Here is a 16,717-nt window from a genome sequence, read left to right as displayed (position 1 = left end):
GCTCCCGTCGGCGACTGTTGGGCGACGCAGCGATCGACGTCAAGGGACGGAGGTGCCCATTCGACGTAATTGACAGCATGCTGTCAATGTGATTACATGACAGCATACTGTCAAATTGTCAGCGGCAGATTGCGGGTATGACTGTGAAAACCACCGGGGCCATTTCGCGGCGTGCAATCTTGCTGGCGGGCTTCGCCTTCACGACGGCCACCCTGTTGTCAGGGATTGCTGCGTTCAGTCAGGAAACCAGGGAGATGACCATGATGACGTCCACTGTTCCAGGCCCGCAAGGCCAGCTTGCCACTTATAGGATCAACGCTGGCAATGGCCTGCCGATCATGTTCCTGCATGGAGATTGCAGCCGCGCTTCCCACTGGGACCGCGTGATGCAGCTCTCCGTCGAAGGCCGCGAGGCGGTAGCCTTCGATTTTCGCGGTCATGGCGCCTCCGCGCCGGCGCAGGACGGTGACTATGGCTATGACGGTCGTGCAATGGATGTCGGTGCCGTGGCCGACGCGTTTGGCCTGAAGCGGTTTCTCATTGTCGCGCACAGCGGCGGCGGTGGCGTGGCGCTCGCTTATGCCGCCAGCCATGCCGACCGGGTCGCCGGTGTCTTGCTCGTCGACCCGGCGACCAATCCTCGTGCGCTGCCGCAGGCGATTCGTGACGGCTTTGTCCGCGATCTGGCCGGTCCGCAAGGCCGTGATGTCCTGAACGCCTATTACACGTCGATTGCCGGCCCTAACGAAGCTGTTCGCCAGCGTGTTCTGGCCGATGCGGCAGTGGTCGATCCGGCGGCGAGGGCAGGTGTCGGCAAGGCACTGGCCGAATGGAACCCGGAGCCGGCACTCGATGCGTATCGCGGGCCTATGTTCGTATTGGCTACCGAGGCCAGTGACACTCCAGCCGCGCTTTACCGGTTGCGCACGGACATTCCGCGCCAGATCGTGGCGGGCAGCGGCCATTGGGTGATGCTTGACAAGCCCGAGGTCGTAGCCGAAGCCGTCAACAATTTCGTCGCGACCATCGAGGCCGGCCAGAAATGACGACCAGGACCGAAGCCGCAAATGTGCTCACCGATCTGGTGCTTGCCGTGTTCAGGATGAACGGCAGTTTTCTGGATGCGGCCGACCGGCTGGCCGCTCCAACCGGGCTGACGGCAGCGCGCTGGCAGGTTTTGGGTGCGGTTTTGAAGGAGCCGAAATCGGTGGCCGACATCGCTCGCGACATGGGCCTCGCCCGTCAGAGCGTACAGCGGCTGGCCGACATACTGGCTGCCGAGGGGCTTGCCGCCTACGCCGACAACCCGGCGCATCGCCGCGCCAAGCTGTTGTCGATAACCGATGCCGGCCGGGCAGCGGTCAAGAATATCGGCACACGCCAGCATGTTTGGGCGAACCGCGTTTCGGAGGGTATGGACGCCGACGCGCTGAAAGCCTCGCTTGATCTGCTGCGCACCCTGACGGAACGGGTGGAAGCGGGCGGATCCTGATCGACCACGCGGGAGCCGTCTCAATGCGCTGGCGATTGGTTTTACGGCCGGCGAAAGAAATCGTAATTCTGACATGTCGCAAGTTTCTAGCTTGCGGCGTGAATCATGAGGAGTGCCGGAATGCGGATTTGGGCGATCTGGGGGGCGGTGTTTCTTGCGTTTGCTGGCGCAAGCGCGGCGCGGGCCGATGTGAAGATGACCGGCTCTTTCGTCGCCGATGCCACCTGTCCGGCAACGCAGGCGATCAAGAGCGGCAAGAACCCCGGCAACATATCGACTGCGGCTGGCCAGAGCTACGATCTGCTGGCCGGCAACAAGGACGCGCCCACGCACTATCTCATTCGCGTGCCGGGCGCCGATCCGGAGCGCCGCTGGGTCAAGATCAGCTGCGGTCACGTTTCGGGCGGCAGCGCGTCGACGATGCCTGCTGCACCGGCGCCTGCCGAGCCGAACAAGCCATCGGCGTCCGGAAAGCCGGAATATATCTTCGCGCTGAGCTGGCAGCCGGCTTTCTGCGAGACCAAATCCAACAAGACCGAATGCCGGGCGCAGACCGCCGCCGGTTTCGATGCGACCCACTTCACCTTGCATGGATTGTGGCCGCAGCCGAACGGAAATTTCTATTGCCAGGTCGCCGCAGGCGACAAGGCGAACGACGATCCAGCGCACTGGCGGGATTTGCCGCCGGTCACCCTTGACCCGAAAACGCGAGCGGAACTCGACCAGGTGATGCCGGGCACCGCATCCGCCCTCGAACGGCATGAATGGATCAAGCACGGCACCTGCTACGGCACGAGCCAGCAGGAGTATTTCTCTGACGCTCTGAACCTGATGCGCGCGGTGAACGCTTCGCCGGTGCGCGATCTCTTCATCAAGAACATCGGCAAGCAACTGACATCCGATCAGATCCGCGGCACCTTCGACGTTACCTTCGGCAAAGGCGCGGGCGACCGGGTCCGCGTTTCCTGCGTGGTCGATCCCTCGAACGGCAGGCGGCTGATCGGCGAACTGACGCTCGGCCTGACCGGCCCGATTGCGTCGAACGCCTCGCTCGGTGCGCTGCTGCTTGCCTCGGCGCCGACGGCCAAGGCCGGCTGCCCGAAGGGCGCAGTCGATGCCGTCGGGTTCCAGTAAACAGGCCGTACGCGACTGTCGCTTTGCACCGGGGATGGTATGATCCCGGGGGGTATAATTCGCAGGGGGGTGGCGATGAGCGGCATGACGGGCGGCGCGCTGGCGCGGCTGGCGTTCTGGGCCAAGGGCATGACGGCGATCCGCGACGGCCATATGGAGTGGCCGGGCTTTTCCTACACCGACGTAGAGTGGGCGCGCATGACCACGCTCGCCAAACCCGTCGGCGGCGGCACGTACCAATTGTTCACGCTGGTCAACGCGGCGATCTTCATCGCCATCGCCGCGCTGGGGATATTCTGTGTCTTCCTGCCGCTGGCGGCGCTGCTGTTCCCGCTACCGGCCGAAACCAGTGCGCTCAAGTTTTCGCTGCTCCTGGCGGCATGCGCCTTCCTGATCATCGGCATCGGCCTGCCTATCTCGCTGCGTCTTTCGACAGCGCTGGTGGCGCCGAAGTCGCTACATGCCGCGATTGTCGCCGTGCCCGGCGATCAGGCGCTTGCGGCAAAAGTGTCATGGCAGATCAACCGGATCACGCTCGTGCTCTGCGGCCTGCTGGTACCGGGCATTCTTCTGTTCATTGCCTACGACATCGAAGCCGGCCCGATTATTACCGCGTTGAAGTGGCTGGCGATCGCGCTGATGGCGGTTTCGGTTGCGATCGGCGCATGGCAGCGGCGCAAACAATCCTGATTGAGCCAATCGCAGGCCAGGGTAGCGTTACGCGCCGGCGCTGCGCTCCGGCCTGGTCCATGTGTTGCGGGCGTCCGCTTCGTTGCCGCCCGGTTCGCCGACAACGCGATCGCGTCCCGTGGATTTGGCCTTGTAGAGACGCTGGTCGGCCAGCGCGAAGAGATCGGCAAGGCAACGGGTCGTCTCGCTGACCGTCGAGATGCCGGCGCTGACGGTAATGTCGAACCGGCTGGTGCTCGCGGAAGTCTTGACCGCTTGCCTGACGGTTTCGCCCAGCAGCCTGGCGAGCGGCTGCGGACGCCAGCCGAGGATGGCGAATTCCTCGCCGCCGATTCTGAACAATTGATCGTCGGTCCCGACAAGTTCGCCAAGCAAAATTGCCAAGGCTTTCAGCACCCTGTCGCCCTCGGCATGGCCGAAGCGGTCGTTGATCGATTTGAAGTGGTCGACATCGATGATCAGCAGGCTGAGCGGCCTGGCGGTCCGCAGGCTGGTTGCCACGGCGGCCTCGCCGTCGCTGTCGAAGCGCCCCCTGTGCAGCAGGCCGGTGAGGCCGTCGCGACCGACATGCTCGACCAGCGCCTCATAGCGCTCGCGATAGGTCAGCGTGTCGAAAATGTCGGAAAGCCCGCGCGGCGCCGGCACCTGCCGCGCCTCGAACCACCTGATATAGGCGACCAGCATGGTGCTGTAGACAAAGGCCGCTGCCATCTTGGCGAACCAGCCGCCGAAAAACACGGCGACTGGCGCACCGGTGACGAAATGCAGCGCCGTGAAAAAACCTGCCTGGTCGAAGGTGAGCACGCAGGCGACGGAGACCAGGATGCGGGTGAAAAGCGCCTTGCGCAGATATTTGCCGAGCTTTTCATAGAGCAGGATGATCAGGATGGCGTCGACGAACAGCAGCGTCGTGCCCCACACCATCAGCCAGCCCATCTCGTCGATGAAGCCGATGTCGGGAAGCTTGCCGTCGGGCAGCGGTGCGATGTCGTGCAGGCGCAGGATCAGCACGAGCCCGATCATCAGGGCATTGCCGAGCAGCAGGCCGTAGATCGGCTGCCGGACGGTTGCCGCGTCCTCCTTGATGTAGAGCAGGAGCAGCATGACCAGCTTGCCGGAAAACAGCACAGCCGAGCCCGGCGATACCATGCCGAACGGCAGCGCGACGTAGAAGACGCTGGCGAGATAGGTTTCCAGGAAATGCATGACGCCAAGGGCGCAAACAAAGACGCCGAGGCCGATGCGGTCCCTGAACCGGAAAAGCGTGACCATGATGCCGAAATAGAGAACCGCTTCGGCAAAAAGCAGGAAACTGTTCAACACGGCCCGATCTCTCTCCCCGAAATCGCGGCTGCCAGCGATTTCCCATCCAATATTGTTTGACGCGGAATGGTTAACCGGGGCTTTCGCCTGGGCGCCGGCACGAAATGAAGCGGCTAAGCGTTTGTGGGTGCGACCAAATCCGCTTGGGGCCAAAACTGTTTGCCGTTCGGGGCCGCATCGCTTACATAGCCCCCAACTTCCATTCAATCCGACATCAGTCGACTTTTCAGGGAAAGCGCGCGTGGCACGCCAGTTCATCTATCACATGGCCGGCCTCAACAAGGCCTACGGCACCAAGAAGGTGCTCGAGAACATCCATCTGTCCTTCTACCCGGACGCCAAGATCGGCATCCTCGGCCCCAACGGCGCCGGCAAGTCGACGATCCTCAAGATCATGGCCGGCATCGATAAGGAGTGGAGCGGCGAGGCGTGGCTGGCCGAGGGTGCTACCGTCGGTTACCTGGCGCAGGAGCCGGCACTCGATCCGAACAAGAACGTGTTCGAAAACGTCATGGAAGGCGTCGCGGCCAAGACCGCCATCATCGAGCGCTACAACGAATTGATGATGAACTATTCCGACGAGACGGCGGACGAGTCGGCCAAGCTGCAGGACGAGATGGACCGGCTCAACCTCTGGGATCTCGAACAGCAGGTCGAGATGGCGATGGAAGCGCTCGGCTGTCCGCCCAAGGAGGCCGATGTCACCAAGCTGTCGGGCGGCGAGCGCCGCCGTGTCGCGCTCTGCCAGTTGCTGCTGCGCCAGCCCGATTTGCTGCTGCTCGACGAGCCGACCAACCATCTCGACGCCGAGACGACAGCGTGGCTGGAAAAGCATCTGCGCGCCTATCCGGGCGCGGTGATGATCATCACCCACGATCGCTACTTCCTCGACAATGTCACGGGCTGGATCCTCGAGCTCGATCGCGGCCGCGGTATCCCCTACGAAGGCAACTACACCAAATACCTCGAAGCCAAGGCCAAGCGGCTCAAGCAGGAAGGCCGCGAGGACGATGCGCGCCAGCGGGCGATCGGCCGCGAGCGCGAGTGGATCCAGTCCAGCCCGAAAGCCCGGCAGACCAAGTCGAAGGCCCGTATCCAGGCCTTCCAGGATCTGCTGGATGCAGCCGACAAGCGGCGTCCGAGCGACACGCAGATCGTCATTCCGCATGGCGAGCGGCTCGGCAATGTGGTGATCGAGGTCGAGGGCCTGTCGAAGGGCTTTGGCGACACGCTTTTGATCGACGACCTCGAATTCAAGCTGCCGCCGGGCGGCATTGTCGGCGTCATCGGCCCGAACGGCGCCGGCAAGACGACGCTGTTCCGCATGATCACCGGCCAGGAAAAGCCGGACGCCGGCACCATTCGCGTCGGCGAGACGGTCAAGCTCGGTTATGTCGACCAGAGCCGCGACGCACTCGACCCGACCAAGACCGTATGGGAAGAGATCTCGGGCGGCGCCGAAGTGGTCAAGCTCGGCAAGTTCGAGGCCAACACCCGCGCCTATTGCGCGTCGTTCAACTTTCGCGGCGGCGATCAGCAGCAGAAGGTCGGCAACCTGTCCGGCGGCCAGCGCAACCGCGTGCATCTGGCCAAGATGCTGAAGACCGGCGGCAATGTGCTGCTGCTCGACGAACCGACCAACGATCTCGATACCGAAACGCTGGCCGCACTCGAAGACGCGCTAGAAAACTTCGCCGGCTGCGCCGTTATCATCTCGCACGATCGCATGTTCCTCGATCGTCTGGCGACGCACATCCTGGCCTTCGAGGGCGACAGCCATGTCGAATGGTTCGAAGGCAATTTCGAGGATTACGAGCAGGACAAGATCCGTAGACTCGGGCCGGAAGCCGTCAACCCGCACCGCATGACGTATAAGCGGCTGACCAGGTAGGGAACGGATTGGTTGCAAGCGTCCCAGGCTGCTCGTAGAATTACAGGAAGGAGACAGACATGCTTAATGTGGAGCTTCCTACCGCGCTGGAAAAACGCCTCGAGATCGTCGCAAGGAAAACTGGCCGGACAAAACACGACGTAGTCGTTGAGGCCATTGCCGAGCAAATTCAAGATTTGGAGGACGGACTAATCGCCCTCGAGCGCCTTAACGATGGTGAAGGTGAATGGCTTTCTCTGGCCGAAGCTAAGGAACGACTGGGATTGGACGATGCAAGCGACCGCAGTGACGGCTGATCGTGTGGACAATTCGTGTCGAGAAGCGTGCACTGAAGGATATCTCCAGATTGCAAAGGTCCGATCAGTGTCGGATTGTGGACTTCCTGGAAAACAGGCTCGCCCCGCGCGATAATCCACGCGAACTTGGCGAAGCGCTAACAGGACCGCTGGCAGGTCTCTGGAAATATCGTGTGGGCTCATTCCGAATTCTGACAAGGATCGACGATAGCGCCGTCGCAATTTGGGTGGTTCAAATCGGCGACCGTCGCGAGGTCTATCGATGACTCCAGTCGCGAAGGTGAGACCCGACTGGTCCGCCGCCCTCTACCTGAAATTCGAGGATGAGCGCACGCGGCCGGCGCGCGATCTCGTTGCACAGGTGCCGGTGCCAGAACCGCGCCTGGTGGTCGATATTGGCTGCGGACCGGGCAATTCGACCGAATTGCTGGTCGAGCGCTGGCCGCAGGCGCAAATCAGCGGCTTCGATACCTCGCCCGACATGATCGAGAAGGCCAAGGCGCGCCTGCCCGGCGTCAGCTTTGCGCTGGCGGATGCGGCGGCGTGGCAGCCGACCGAACCCGTCGACGTGATCTTCGCTAACGCGGTGTTCCAGTGGCTGCCGGAGCATCCGGCAGTCTTCCAGCGGCTGATGGGATTTTTGGCTCCCGGCGGCGCGCTTGCCGTGCAGATGCCGGACAACATGGCTGAGCCCTCGCACCGGCTGATGCGCGAGACCGCGGCCGAGATGCCGTTCACCGAAAAGCTCGAGCGCGCGGCTCGCGCGCCGCTGCCGCCGGTCTCGTTCTATTACGACCTTCTGTCGCCGTTCTCGGATCGGCTCGATATCTGGCACACGATTTACAACCATCCGCTGGCCGATGCCGAGGCGATCGTCGAATGGGTGAAGTCGACGGGGCTGAAGCCGTTCCTCGATCCGCTCGACGAAGACGAGCGGCAGCTTTTCCTGAAGCGCTACACGGCCGGGATCAGCGAAGCCTATCCGAAAACGGCAAGCGGCAAGGTGTTGCTGCGCTTTCCCCGTCTCTTCATCGTGGCGCGGCGCGCTGCTTAGGAACTTTTAGACCCTTTCCAGGGACTTGATTTAAGCCGGCATAAACTGGCTAGGTGCAAAAGAGGTTGCGCCGAGCTTTTTGCGGCGCCGACATGAAGCCGCAACGCCTGCGCACGGGACGAACTGAAAATGCATCGCGTCATCATCAGCGGCATCGGCGTTGAAATCCCCGAGGCTTCGATCACCAATGAGGAACTCGTCGCCAGCTTCAACAGCTGGGTGGACATGGAGAACGTCCGCCGCGAGGTGTCCGGCGAGCCGCTGCTGCAGAAATCGGACAGTGCCTTCATCGTCCATGCCTCGGGCGTCCAGACCCGCCATGTCATCGAACGGGAGGGCATCCTCGACCCGACCCGCATGGCGCCGCGCTTCCCGGCGCGGCCCGACGATGCGCTGTCGCTGGAGGCCGAGTTCGGCATCGCCTCGGCCAGCAAGGCGCTGGATCATGCCGGGCTGAAACCTGGGGATATCGACCTGGTGATCTGCTCGGCCTCGCACCATCAGCGGCCCTATCCGGCGATTGCCATCGAAATGCAGCAGGCACTGGGCACGAAGGGCGCCGGCTTCGACATGGGGCTTGGCTGCTCTTCGGCGGCGGCCGCGTTGCACATCGCCGTCAATCTGGTGCGGGCAGGGGCGCATAAACGCGTGCTGGTGTCGACGCCGGAGATCATCACCGGCCATCTCAATTTTCGCGACCGGCAGACGCATTTCATCTTTGGCGACGCTTCCGTGTCGATGGTCGTCGAAGGGCTCGCCCAGGGCGAGAAGCGGCCGGGCCGATTCGAGGTGCTGGATACGCGTACCTGGACGCAGATGTCGAACAGCATCCGCACCAATCTCGGTTATTATACCCGCGCCACCCAGGACGATCCGTACATGATCGATCTGGAAGGCAATCTGATCAAGCAGATCGGCAACAAGGTGTTCAAGGAAGTCACCGTTGCCGGCCACAAATTCATCGTCGAGTTCCTGGCCGAGCACGGGCTGACGCCACAAGCGATCCGGCGTTTCTGGCTGCATCAGGCCAATGCGCGGATGAACGCCATGATCCTGAAACTATCCTTCGGTCATGAGGTCGACCATGACCGCGCGCCGATGGTGCTGGAGCGCCTCGGCAACACCGCCGCCGCCGGCGCCATCATCGCCCTGTCGGAGAACCATGCCGACATGAAGGCCGGCGACTACGGCCTGCTCTGCGCGTTCGGCGCCGGCTACTCGATCGGCGGCGCGCTGTTGCGCATGCTCTGACTGTTTCGGCGCGGACGGCACCGGCATCGGAGCGCGCCTGGCAAATCGCATCAGTCCGCTTGATCGGAGCATCAGCGCTTTCGACTGGACCTGATGAGCTGACCGCGGCTAATTGCGCGTATCACGCGAGGCACGAACCCATGCTGGATCTTTTTCCCGAAGCCGAAACTCCGGTCGAGATCGTGCCCGCGCGAAAACTCGCCGCCAGGGTGGCAGCGCTTTACCTCGCACCGTTCGATCATTTCGAGACACGGGCAGTGGATACGTTGCAGCTCGGCTTCGATGGCATCGATGGCGATTTCCACGTCGGCACGACGCGGCGCTCCGGCGGGCGCGAGCCCTGGTATCCGCGCGGCACCGAGATGCGCAACGAGCGGCAATTGTCGTCCGTGGCAGCGGACGAACTGGCAATCGTCGCTGAACGGATGGGCATCGCCGAGATCAAGCCGGAATGGATCGGCGCCAATCTCGTGATCGAAGGCCTGCCGCACCTCTCGATGCTGCCATCCGGCACGCTGCTGTTCTTCAAAGGCGGCGCAACCGTCAAGGTCGACGCGCAGAACGGGCCTTGCCGGATCGCGGGCAGGTCGGTCGCCGAGCATGCCGGGATGGCCGACGTCGAGGCCGGCGCGCTGCTGTTCCCGAAAGCGGCGAAGCGGTTGCGCGGGCTCGTCGCCTGGGTCGAGAAGCCCGGCACGATCACTGCCGGCGAGGAGATTTCGGTGCGCGTGCCGGAGCAGTGGATTTACCGGGCCTGATTGTTTTCCAGGCAAGGCGGCAAAGCCAATCAAAGCCGCGCGCGGCGTATTTTGTTCTTGCTTTGTGCCGGCAGCTATGCTACTAATTTCGGTATGGTGCTAATTGGCTCCAACGATCCGCCCTCCGAGGCGGTTTTTTTGTTTCTGGCTTTGAAAGTTCCGATGTTGCCGGACTGACGTCGGCAGGACAGAGGGGGGCGCCGTAGAACTCGACGCGTGTATCTGCCATCGCTCTATTCCTCGTCCTCATCATCGAGCAGACGGGTGGCACGCCAGCGGGTTAGCACGATGTTGGTTTGCTCGATGACGAAGAAGCGCGCGGAATCGCGGTCATAGCCTTCGGCCAGCAGCTTTTCGTAGTCGGTGTGGGCGTGGCGAATATGCGCTATCGTCGCCAGCCAGACCGCAATGCTCGGTGGCAAGGTCTTCATGTGCACGGCGCCGGCATCGGCACGGATCTTTTCCATGTCGGCATAGGGCGCCAGCGGCAGGAGCGCTGTCAGTGCCTTGGCGATGGCGCGGCGGCGGCCGGTCGGGGCGCTCACTGCCCGTCCGATCTGGACGACTCGTCCCGCCCGGCCATGGTCGCCTCGGCGAAGGCATCGGTCGAGGCGAAGTAGGGCTTGATGTCGATGACCGGCGTGCCGTCGAGCACGTCGATGGCATCGAGATCGATGCGGCCGGTATCGATATCGACGGCAACCAGCCTGGCGACATGCAGCCCAATTGGGTTCGGCCGGGCAGGGGAGCGCAGCGAAAAGACGCCTTTCGGCTCCATGGCATGGCGGGGTTTCTGGATAATCAGTTGCCGCGGCGCATGGTGCAGCCAGGACAGGACGATCACGTGGCTGGCGCGTTCCAGCCCAAGCAGGCCCTCACGATAAAGCGGGTCGATGACCAAGTGCGCCGGCTGTCCCGTCTCCCGCGCGGCCTTCATGTTTTTGGGGCAAGTCTCCCGCGTGATCCAAGGCGAAGCGATGCGGCCGATGAAGACGACATGGCCATCCGGCGGCATCGTTGCCGGGTCGGTTTCCAGGAGCTTTTCGCCGCTGCGCGTTTCGAACATGGGCCTCGCCTCGATGCATCCGGCTTTGCGCGATCCGCTGCGCATGCGTCATTTTCTTGTCCGGAAGCGACATAGCGCTTGCAAGCCTATCAAAACCGACATAAACATATGTTTATATCTTTTCAAAGAGAATGCTCGCATGCATGTCGCTCTCGACACGATGGTAGATACATTGAAGGCGGCTGCCGAATCCAGCCGGCTGCGTATATTGGCGCTGCTGTCGCGCGGCGATCTGACCGTTTCAGATCTCACCGAAATCCTCGGCCAGTCGCAGCCGCGCGTCTCGCGGCATTTGAAATTGCTGCTGGAGGCAGGGCTGATCGGCCGCTACCAGGAGGGCTCGTGGGCTTTCTTCCGGCTTTCGGATTCCGACACGTCGCGCGATTTTGTGCTCAGGCTGGTCTCCGGCATCCGCGGCGCCGATCCGCAGGTCGAGCGTGATCTCGAACGGCTGGCCGCGGTCAAGCGCAAGCGGCAGGACCGGGCTGCCGAATATTTCTCGGTCAACGCCGCAAGCTGGGACCATATCCGCTCGCTGCATGTGCCGGACCGCGCCGTCGAAGCAGCCCTCATCAAGCTCGTCGGCAAGCGGCCGTTCCAGTCGATGCTCGATCTCGGCACCGGCACCGGACGGCTGCTCGAGATCTTTTCGCCGCTCTATCGGCGCGGTATCGGCATCGACATGTCGCGCGAAATGCTGACGGTGGCGCGCGCCAATCTCGACAAGGCCGGCATTTCGAATGCGCAGGTGCGGCAGGGCGACATTTTCGCGCCGCCGGTCGAACGCGACGCCTTCGATCTCGTTACCATCCATCAGGTGCTGCACTATCTCGACGATCCTGCCCGCGCCATCCGAGAGGCGGCGCGTCTGTTGCGCCCGGCTGGCAGGCTGGTGATCGTCGATTTCGCGCCGCACACGCTGGAGTTCTTGCGCGAGGAGCACGCGCATATGCGCCTCGGCTTTTCCGACCGGCAAATCGCCGACTGGTTTTCCGAGGCCGGCCTCGAGCTCGAGGACAGCCAGGAATTCGAACCGCGCGGTGGCAACGAGGCCAAGCTCACCGTCAAACTCTGGCTCGGCCGCGATCGGCGCATGCTGATTGCCGAGCCTTCCAACGACAGACAACCGGCCAATGCGTATCCGATAGGGGAAACCGCCTGATGAACCAGTTCCGCTTCTCCCGCCGTCCCGACATCGGCGACAAGGTCAGGGTGTCGTTCGAGTTCTTTCCGCCGAAAAACGACGAGATGGAAGCAAGGCTGTGGGACACGGTCACCCGGCTGGAGCCGCTCAAGCCGAAATTCGTCTCGGTCACCTATGGCGCCGGTGGTTCGACCCGCGAGCGCACGGCCCGCACCGTCAAGCGCATCCTCAACGAAACGTCGCTGACGCCGGCGGCGCACATGACCTGCGTCGACGCGGCGCGCCACGAGGTCGATGCGGTGATCCGGGAGTTCGCCGATATGGGCGTCAAGCGTTTCGTCGCCCTGCGCGGCGATCCGGCCGAGGGCGTCGGCGCGGCTTACCGGCCGCATCCGGAAGGCTATGCCAATGGCGCCGAACTGGTCGATGCGCTGAAGGGCGCCGGCGATTTCGACATATCGGTCTCGGCCTATCCGGAAAAACATCCGGAGAGTCCGGATTTCGCCACCGATTTCGACATGCTGAAGCGCAAGGCCGACAATGGGGCGACGCGGGCGATCACCCAGTTCTTCTTCGACAACGATCTCTATGAGCGCTATGTCGAGCGGGCACGGCGGGCCGGCATCTACATACCGATCGTGCCGGGCATATTGCCGGTGCACAATTTCACCCAGGTCGCCAACTTCTCGGCGCGGTGCGGCGCCTTGGTGCCGGCATGGCTGGCCGAGCGTTTCGATGGGCTGCAGAACGATCCGCAAACGCATGCGCTGGTGGCATCTGCCGTGGCCGCCGAGCAGGTGCTGGACCTTGTCGAGCGCGGCGTCGGCGATTTCCACTTCTACACGATGAACCGGGCCGATCTGGTCTTCGCCATCTGCCACATGATCGGCATCAGGTCGCACGAAGTCGAGGCTGCGGGATCCGCCGCGGCGTAAGGCGGCAAGCTCCTTTTTGAAATGTCAAAGATCGGGGGAATGCAAAGGCCGGGCAAAATGCCCGGCCTTTTCAATGGTTTGTAATATTCGGTGCTGGTCTTCCCCCGCTCAGCGGCCTTATGGAAGGACGCCCATAATGAGGGCGCCGATGAATGCAAACGCAGCACAAATCATCAATGCGTTGATCGGCCTCGTCAGTCCCATGTCATAGCCTCCTCTTAAGAGCTATGGCGAGAGTCTAGGGTCATTTGTGCCACAGGCAAGCAGAAACTTTGCTGCAATGCGACGAGATTGTGGAATTTGCGACCTGCCGTTTGCCGTTAGGTATTGAAACTCTTGGTCAAAAGCCGGCGTTGGACCTGTGAATAATTTGTGGCGAAGCCGGGGCAGCAACGAGCATGGCAGCGCTACCGCGGCGGAAATCGGAATCGATTTCGAGCTGAGAGTCGGGGAACATGCTCTAACGCCGCCCGAACAAGCGACCGTCGATGGTGACGAGGCCGAGCGCAATCAGCGCCATGCCCGCCAATTCGAACAGTTCGAGCCGCTCGCCCAGGAACAGCAAGCCGAGCAGGATGGCACTGGCCGGCACGATGAGCGTGACCAGCGAGGCGTTGGTGGCGCCGGCCGAGGCGACGAGGTTGAAATAGAGGATGTAGGCGAAGGCGGTCGACAGCAGCGCCAGCGCCAGCACCGCCGCCCATACCGGCGGCGAGGCCGAAAACAGAGTGGCAGCGTCATAGGTGAACAGAACGACCGGGATCATGATGATGGTCGAGCAGGTCAATTGTCCGGCGGCAATGACCGGTGACGGCACACCCTTGAAGCGGCGGGCGATCATCAGCGCAACCGCATAGGAGACCGAGGCACCGATGAGCGCGAATTTCGCCCAGACCGGCCCGCCGAGCCCGGCGACAAGGCCAGGACCAATCATCACCGCCGTCCCCGCGATACCGAGGGCGATGCCGGCAAGCTTGTTCCACGACAGTTTTTCGTCGCTGGTCAGGGCGTTGGCGAGGATCAGCGTCCAGAACGGCGTGGTCGAATTAAGCACCGAGGCGACACCGGCGCCGAGCTCGGTCTGGCCGGCAAAGATCAGCGAGAAAGGGAGGACATTGTTGGCGAGCGCCAGCAGGAAAAACAGTCCGGCATGCGGCAAGGCGAGGCGAAAGGACGGACCGCGAACCGCAAGGTAGAGCTGCAACGCGGTCGCCGCGATGGCGACGCGAAACAGCACCAGCACCAGCGGAGGGAGTTCCGACACCGCAATGCGGGCAAAGAAGAACGAACCGCCCCAGATGGCGCCGAGCAGCAGAAGCTGGGCCCAGTCCTTGAGCACCATCGGCCCGCGCATCGTGGTGGTGGCAGCTATCGCCATTGGTCGTCCTCCCAGACGAGATGCCTTGCTCTCTTCAGGCATCTGTTCACGCTCTACCGGTCCGGCGGCAAGGGCCACCCGAAACCTGAGTGATGGCCTAGCTCGCTCATAACCGGCGCACAGAACGGCGTAGCGCCGCGAAGCCAGGGCGGCGAGACATAGAATTGTTTTCATTAGCCGCTAGCTTGGATTAATTGTGCGCAGCCTCAGTCAAGGGATTCGTCCATGCAGCGATTCGAAAATGCCCGCGAGGCAGCGCTGGCGCTTCGCCCGGACGATCCGATCTATTGCTTCCGCCCGCAGGTGCTGAAGGCGGACGCCAAACAGTTCATGGGCATGTTTCCCGGCAAGACCGCCTATGCGGTCAAGACCAATGGCGAGCAGATCGTGCTCAACGCGCTGGTCGAGGCCGGCGTCAGCGCCTTTGATGTGGCCTCGCCCGGCGAATTCGCCGCCGTGCGCGCCGTCTCGCCGGACGCCGAGATGCTCTACATGCACCCGGTGAAGGCGCAGTCGGACATCAGGCTGGCGCTGGAAAAATACGCCATTCGCGTCATTTCGCTCGACCATGAGGACGAGATCACCAAGCTGACCAGGGTGGTGCGGGCTCTCGACATCGATCCGGGCGCCATCACCGTGTTCGTGCGCATCCAGACGAAAGGCTCGGCGGCCTACGAACTGTCGAAGAAGTTCGGCGCCGGACCGGCCAATGCGGTCGAACTGGCCGAACGGCTGAACCGAACCGGCTACAAGGTCGGGCTGTGCTTTCACGTCGGCAGCCAGATCGAGGATCCCGACACCTACGAGCGGGCGTTGGCCTCCGCCGACTGGGTGCGCAACCGCGTCGGCTTCGACATTGCCGGGCTCGATGTCGGCGGCGGCTTTCCCGCCGAATACGGTCATGATCCGAACAGCCGCAAGCCGGAAATGCCGTCGCTCGGCCAGATCATGTCGCGGCTGTCGGGCGACCTCCAGGAGTACCAATTCGACCAGATGCAGCTGGTGGCCGAGCCCGGCCGGGTGATCGTGGCGCGCTGCCTGTCGCTGATCGTGCGCGTGCTGCTGCGCAAGGGCAAAAGGCTCTACATCAATGACGGCATCTGGGCGTCGCTGTCGGATTCATGGACCGGCAAGATCACGCTGCCGGCACGCTTCATCCCCGATCCGGCGATCCGCTCGCGCAATGGCGAGGACAAGACCATCGTGCCGTTCAAGGTCTGTGGCGCGACCTGCGATTCCGTCGATATACTGTCGCGGCCGTTCTGGCTGCCCGAAACCGTCGATACCGGTGACTGGATCGAGATCGGCCATATCGGCGCCTATTCGCTGTCGCTCCGGACACGGTTCAACGGCTTCTATCCCGATACTTTCGTCGAGGTGGCGACGCCATTCGACGAAGGCGATGCACCGCAGGGGTTTGCCAGCCTGGAGACGATGGCGGATTAGTTGATGGTGAATGGAAGCAGTTCTTGCGTTCCGTCCGCTTCGGTGAATCGTCACCCTTCACCCTTCACCCCCCGGTAGTCAGGCTACTCCGCCGCCGGCCTGGATGTTCTCGCCGGTCAGCCAGCGAGCTTCGTCCGAAGCCAGGAAAACCGCGACATCGGCGACGTCGCGCGGTGCTCCGATCCGGTCGAAGGGCGACATGCCTGCGGCCACGGCCCGGTCCCGCTCCGGAAGCAGGTCGGTGTCGGTGAAGCCTGGCGACAGCGCATTCACGGTAACGGCGCGCGGGCCGAGTTCGCGCGAGAGGACGCGGACGAACTGCTCGACGGCTCCCTTGCTGCCGAGATAGAGCGCCGTCTGCGTGAAGAACATCTTGGTTCCACCAGTGGAGACGGCAATGATGCGGCCACCGTCGCGAACGCGGCGCGCCGCCTCCTGAAGCGTGAAGAAGGTGCCCTTGGCATTGGTGCCGAACACATGATCGAAGTCCGCTTCGGTAGCCTCGACGAGCGGCTTTATGACGGCGACGCCGACATTGGCGACGACGATGTCAATCGGCCCCATCTGCCTTTCGGTTTCGTCGAACAGCCTGCGAATGTCGGGGATGCTGGAGACGTCCGCCTGGATGGCGACGGCTTTTCCGCCATTCCCTTCAATGGCGGCAACGACTTCCCTGGCGGCTTTCTCGTTGCCGACATAGTTGACGACCACGGCAGCACCCTTGGTTGCGAGCCCCTCCGCGATGGCGCGTCCGATGCCGCGCGAACTGCCGGTCACAAGTGCGGTTTTGCCTTCGAGTGGACGATGCATGGCTGTTCCTTCCGTCTGGATACGGCCGCCCCGATCGAGCGGCGTTCCA

General features: G+C 62.8%; 18 protein-coding genes. 13 read left to right on the top strand and 5 right to left on the bottom strand.

Annotated features, from left to right (window positions below; genetic code table 11):
* The first annotated feature begins 254 nt into the window (after positions 1 to 254).
* From NKJ35_RS02605 to NKJ35_RS02590, 4 genes are all read left to right on the top strand, one after another.
* The gene (locus tag NKJ35_RS02605; protein WP_352644769.1) at positions 255 to 1,046 is read left to right on the top strand and encodes an alpha/beta fold hydrolase; all 792 of its coding nucleotides are present in this window, start codon (positions 255 to 257) and stop codon (positions 1,044 to 1,046) included.
* A complete protein-coding gene (locus tag NKJ35_RS02600; protein ID WP_352644767.1) occupies positions 1,043 to 1,492 on the top strand; it encodes a MarR family winged helix-turn-helix transcriptional regulator in 450 nt (149 codons plus the stop codon). The genes NKJ35_RS02605 and NKJ35_RS02600 overlap by 4 nt, the downstream gene beginning before the upstream one ends.
* Before the next feature lie 120 nt (positions 1,493 to 1,612).
* A complete protein-coding gene (locus tag NKJ35_RS02595; RefSeq protein WP_352644765.1) occupies positions 1,613 to 2,626 on the top strand; it encodes a ribonuclease T2 family protein in 1,014 nt (337 codons plus the stop codon).
* A 75-nt stretch (positions 2,627 to 2,701) separates the two neighbouring features.
* Complete coding sequence (locus NKJ35_RS02590) at positions 2,702 to 3,316, top strand: hypothetical protein (RefSeq protein ID WP_352644763.1); 615 nt, start codon at positions 2,702 to 2,704, stop codon at positions 3,314 to 3,316.
* A gap of 27 nt (positions 3,317 to 3,343) precedes the next feature.
* On the opposite strand, the gene NKJ35_RS02585 is transcribed toward NKJ35_RS02590, so the two are convergent.
* Positions 3,344 to 4,639: a GGDEF domain-containing protein gene (locus NKJ35_RS02585; protein WP_352644761.1), complete on the bottom strand. Its 1,296-nt coding sequence runs from the start codon at positions 4,637 to 4,639 to the stop codon at positions 3,344 to 3,346.
* Between the two features lie 241 nt (positions 4,640 to 4,880).
* On the opposite strand from NKJ35_RS02585, the gene ettA reads away from it, so the two are divergent.
* The 6 genes from ettA to NKJ35_RS02555 all read left to right on the top strand — a co-directional run bounded on the left by ettA (position 4,881) and on the right by NKJ35_RS02555 (position 9,889).
* Positions 4,881 to 6,530 (top strand): energy-dependent translational throttle protein EttA, encoded by a 1,650-nt coding sequence (gene ettA, locus NKJ35_RS02580; RefSeq protein WP_352644759.1) that lies wholly within the window; start codon positions 4,881 to 4,883, stop codon positions 6,528 to 6,530.
* Positions 6,531 to 6,589: 59 nt separating this feature from the next.
* A complete protein-coding gene (gene relB / locus NKJ35_RS02575) occupies positions 6,590 to 6,826 on the top strand; it encodes a type II toxin-antitoxin system RelB family antitoxin (RefSeq protein ID WP_352644757.1) in 237 nt (78 codons plus the stop codon).
* 2 nt (positions 6,827 to 6,828) lie between these two features.
* The gene (locus NKJ35_RS02570; protein WP_352644755.1) at positions 6,829 to 7,092 is read left to right on the top strand and encodes a type II toxin-antitoxin system RelE family toxin; all 264 of its coding nucleotides are present in this window, start codon (positions 6,829 to 6,831) and stop codon (positions 7,090 to 7,092) included.
* A complete protein-coding gene (gene tam / locus NKJ35_RS02565) occupies positions 7,089 to 7,880 on the top strand; it encodes a trans-aconitate 2-methyltransferase (protein WP_352644753.1) in 792 nt (263 codons plus the stop codon). The genes NKJ35_RS02570 and tam overlap by 4 nt, the downstream gene beginning before the upstream one ends.
* A 129-nt stretch (positions 7,881 to 8,009) precedes the next feature.
* The gene (locus tag NKJ35_RS02560) at positions 8,010 to 9,131 is read left to right on the top strand and encodes a beta-ketoacyl-ACP synthase III (protein ID WP_352644751.1); all 1,122 of its coding nucleotides are present in this window, start codon (positions 8,010 to 8,012) and stop codon (positions 9,129 to 9,131) included.
* 140 nt (positions 9,132 to 9,271) lie between these two features.
* Positions 9,272 to 9,889: an MOSC domain-containing protein gene (locus NKJ35_RS02555; RefSeq protein ID WP_352644750.1), complete on the top strand. Its 618-nt coding sequence runs from the start codon at positions 9,272 to 9,274 to the stop codon at positions 9,887 to 9,889.
* Between the two features lie 233 nt (positions 9,890 to 10,122).
* On the opposite strand, the gene NKJ35_RS02550 is transcribed toward NKJ35_RS02555, so the two are convergent.
* Positions 10,123 to 10,434 (bottom strand): DUF2293 domain-containing protein, encoded by a 312-nt coding sequence (locus NKJ35_RS02550; RefSeq protein WP_254819015.1) that lies wholly within the window; start codon positions 10,432 to 10,434, stop codon positions 10,123 to 10,125.
* Positions 10,431 to 10,955, bottom strand: coding sequence for a tRNA (N6-threonylcarbamoyladenosine(37)-N6)-methyltransferase TrmO (gene tsaA / locus NKJ35_RS02545; protein ID WP_352644748.1), 525 nt, complete (start codon positions 10,953 to 10,955; stop codon positions 10,431 to 10,433). The genes NKJ35_RS02550 and tsaA overlap by 4 nt, the downstream gene beginning before the upstream one ends.
* A 139-nt stretch (positions 10,956 to 11,094) precedes the next feature.
* On the opposite strand from tsaA, the gene NKJ35_RS02540 reads away from it, so the two are divergent.
* Together NKJ35_RS02540 and metF are read left to right on the top strand one after the other, a co-directional pair.
* A complete protein-coding gene (locus NKJ35_RS02540) occupies positions 11,095 to 12,117 on the top strand; it encodes an ArsR/SmtB family transcription factor (RefSeq protein WP_254819013.1) in 1,023 nt (340 codons plus the stop codon).
* The gene (gene metF / locus NKJ35_RS02535) at positions 12,117 to 13,034 is read left to right on the top strand and encodes a methylenetetrahydrofolate reductase [NAD(P)H] (RefSeq protein ID WP_254819012.1); all 918 of its coding nucleotides are present in this window, start codon (positions 12,117 to 12,119) and stop codon (positions 13,032 to 13,034) included. The genes NKJ35_RS02540 and metF overlap by 1 nt, the downstream gene beginning before the upstream one ends.
* A gap of 460 nt (positions 13,035 to 13,494) precedes the next feature.
* On the opposite strand, the gene NKJ35_RS02530 is transcribed toward metF, so the two are convergent.
* On the bottom strand, positions 13,495 to 14,412 hold the full coding sequence (locus NKJ35_RS02530) for a DMT family transporter (RefSeq protein ID WP_352644746.1): 918 nt from the start codon (positions 14,410 to 14,412) through the stop codon (positions 13,495 to 13,497).
* 225 nt (positions 14,413 to 14,637) lie between these two features.
* Between NKJ35_RS02530 and NKJ35_RS02525 the strand changes: the two genes are divergently transcribed.
* Entirely contained in the window at positions 14,638 to 15,858 is a 1,221-nt protein-coding gene (locus tag NKJ35_RS02525; protein WP_254819010.1) for an alanine racemase, read from the top strand.
* Positions 15,859 to 15,936: 78 nt separating this feature from the next.
* Here NKJ35_RS02525 and NKJ35_RS02520 read toward each other — a convergent pair whose 3' ends face one another.
* Positions 15,937 to 16,668, bottom strand: coding sequence for an SDR family oxidoreductase (locus tag NKJ35_RS02520; protein WP_352644744.1), 732 nt, complete (start codon positions 16,666 to 16,668; stop codon positions 15,937 to 15,939).
* Positions 16,669 to 16,717 lie beyond the last annotated feature (49 nt).

It is taken from the genome of Mesorhizobium sp. M0136 (genome assembly GCF_040322515.1).
Lineage (GTDB): Bacteria > Pseudomonadota > Alphaproteobacteria > Rhizobiales > Rhizobiaceae > Mesorhizobium.
This window is presented reverse-complemented; position numbering and strand designations above follow the sequence as displayed.

Coding starts and splice junctions, on each gene's coding strand:
- relB (WP_352644757.1), top strand. CDS start 6,590: ATGCTTAATGTGGAGCTTCCTACCGCGCTGGAAAAACGCCTCGAGATC.
- NKJ35_RS02605 (WP_352644769.1), top strand. CDS start 255: ATGACCATGATGACGTCCACTGTTCCAGGCCCGCAAGGCCAGCTTGCC.
- NKJ35_RS02590 (WP_352644763.1), top strand. CDS start 2,702: ATGAGCGGCATGACGGGCGGCGCGCTGGCGCGGCTGGCGTTCTGGGCC.
- NKJ35_RS02530 (WP_352644746.1), bottom strand. CDS start 14,412: ATGGCGATAGCTGCCACCACCACGATGCGCGGGCCGATGGTGCTCAAG.
- NKJ35_RS02540 (WP_254819013.1), top strand. CDS start 11,095: ATGCATGTCGCTCTCGACACGATGGTAGATACATTGAAGGCGGCTGCC.
- NKJ35_RS02555 (WP_352644750.1), top strand. CDS start 9,272: ATGCTGGATCTTTTTCCCGAAGCCGAAACTCCGGTCGAGATCGTGCCC.
- NKJ35_RS02520 (WP_352644744.1), bottom strand. CDS start 16,668: ATGCATCGTCCACTCGAAGGCAAAACCGCACTTGTGACCGGCAGTTCG.
- NKJ35_RS02525 (WP_254819010.1), top strand. CDS start 14,638: ATGCAGCGATTCGAAAATGCCCGCGAGGCAGCGCTGGCGCTTCGCCCG.
- NKJ35_RS02595 (WP_352644765.1), top strand. CDS start 1,613: ATGCGGATTTGGGCGATCTGGGGGGCGGTGTTTCTTGCGTTTGCTGGC.
- tsaA (WP_352644748.1), bottom strand. CDS start 10,955: ATGTTCGAAACGCGCAGCGGCGAAAAGCTCCTGGAAACCGACCCGGCA.
- tam (WP_352644753.1), top strand. CDS start 7,089: ATGACTCCAGTCGCGAAGGTGAGACCCGACTGGTCCGCCGCCCTCTAC.
- NKJ35_RS02560 (WP_352644751.1), top strand. CDS start 8,010: ATGCATCGCGTCATCATCAGCGGCATCGGCGTTGAAATCCCCGAGGCT.
- NKJ35_RS02600 (WP_352644767.1), top strand. CDS start 1,043: ATGACGACCAGGACCGAAGCCGCAAATGTGCTCACCGATCTGGTGCTT.
- metF (WP_254819012.1), top strand. CDS start 12,117: ATGAACCAGTTCCGCTTCTCCCGCCGTCCCGACATCGGCGACAAGGTC.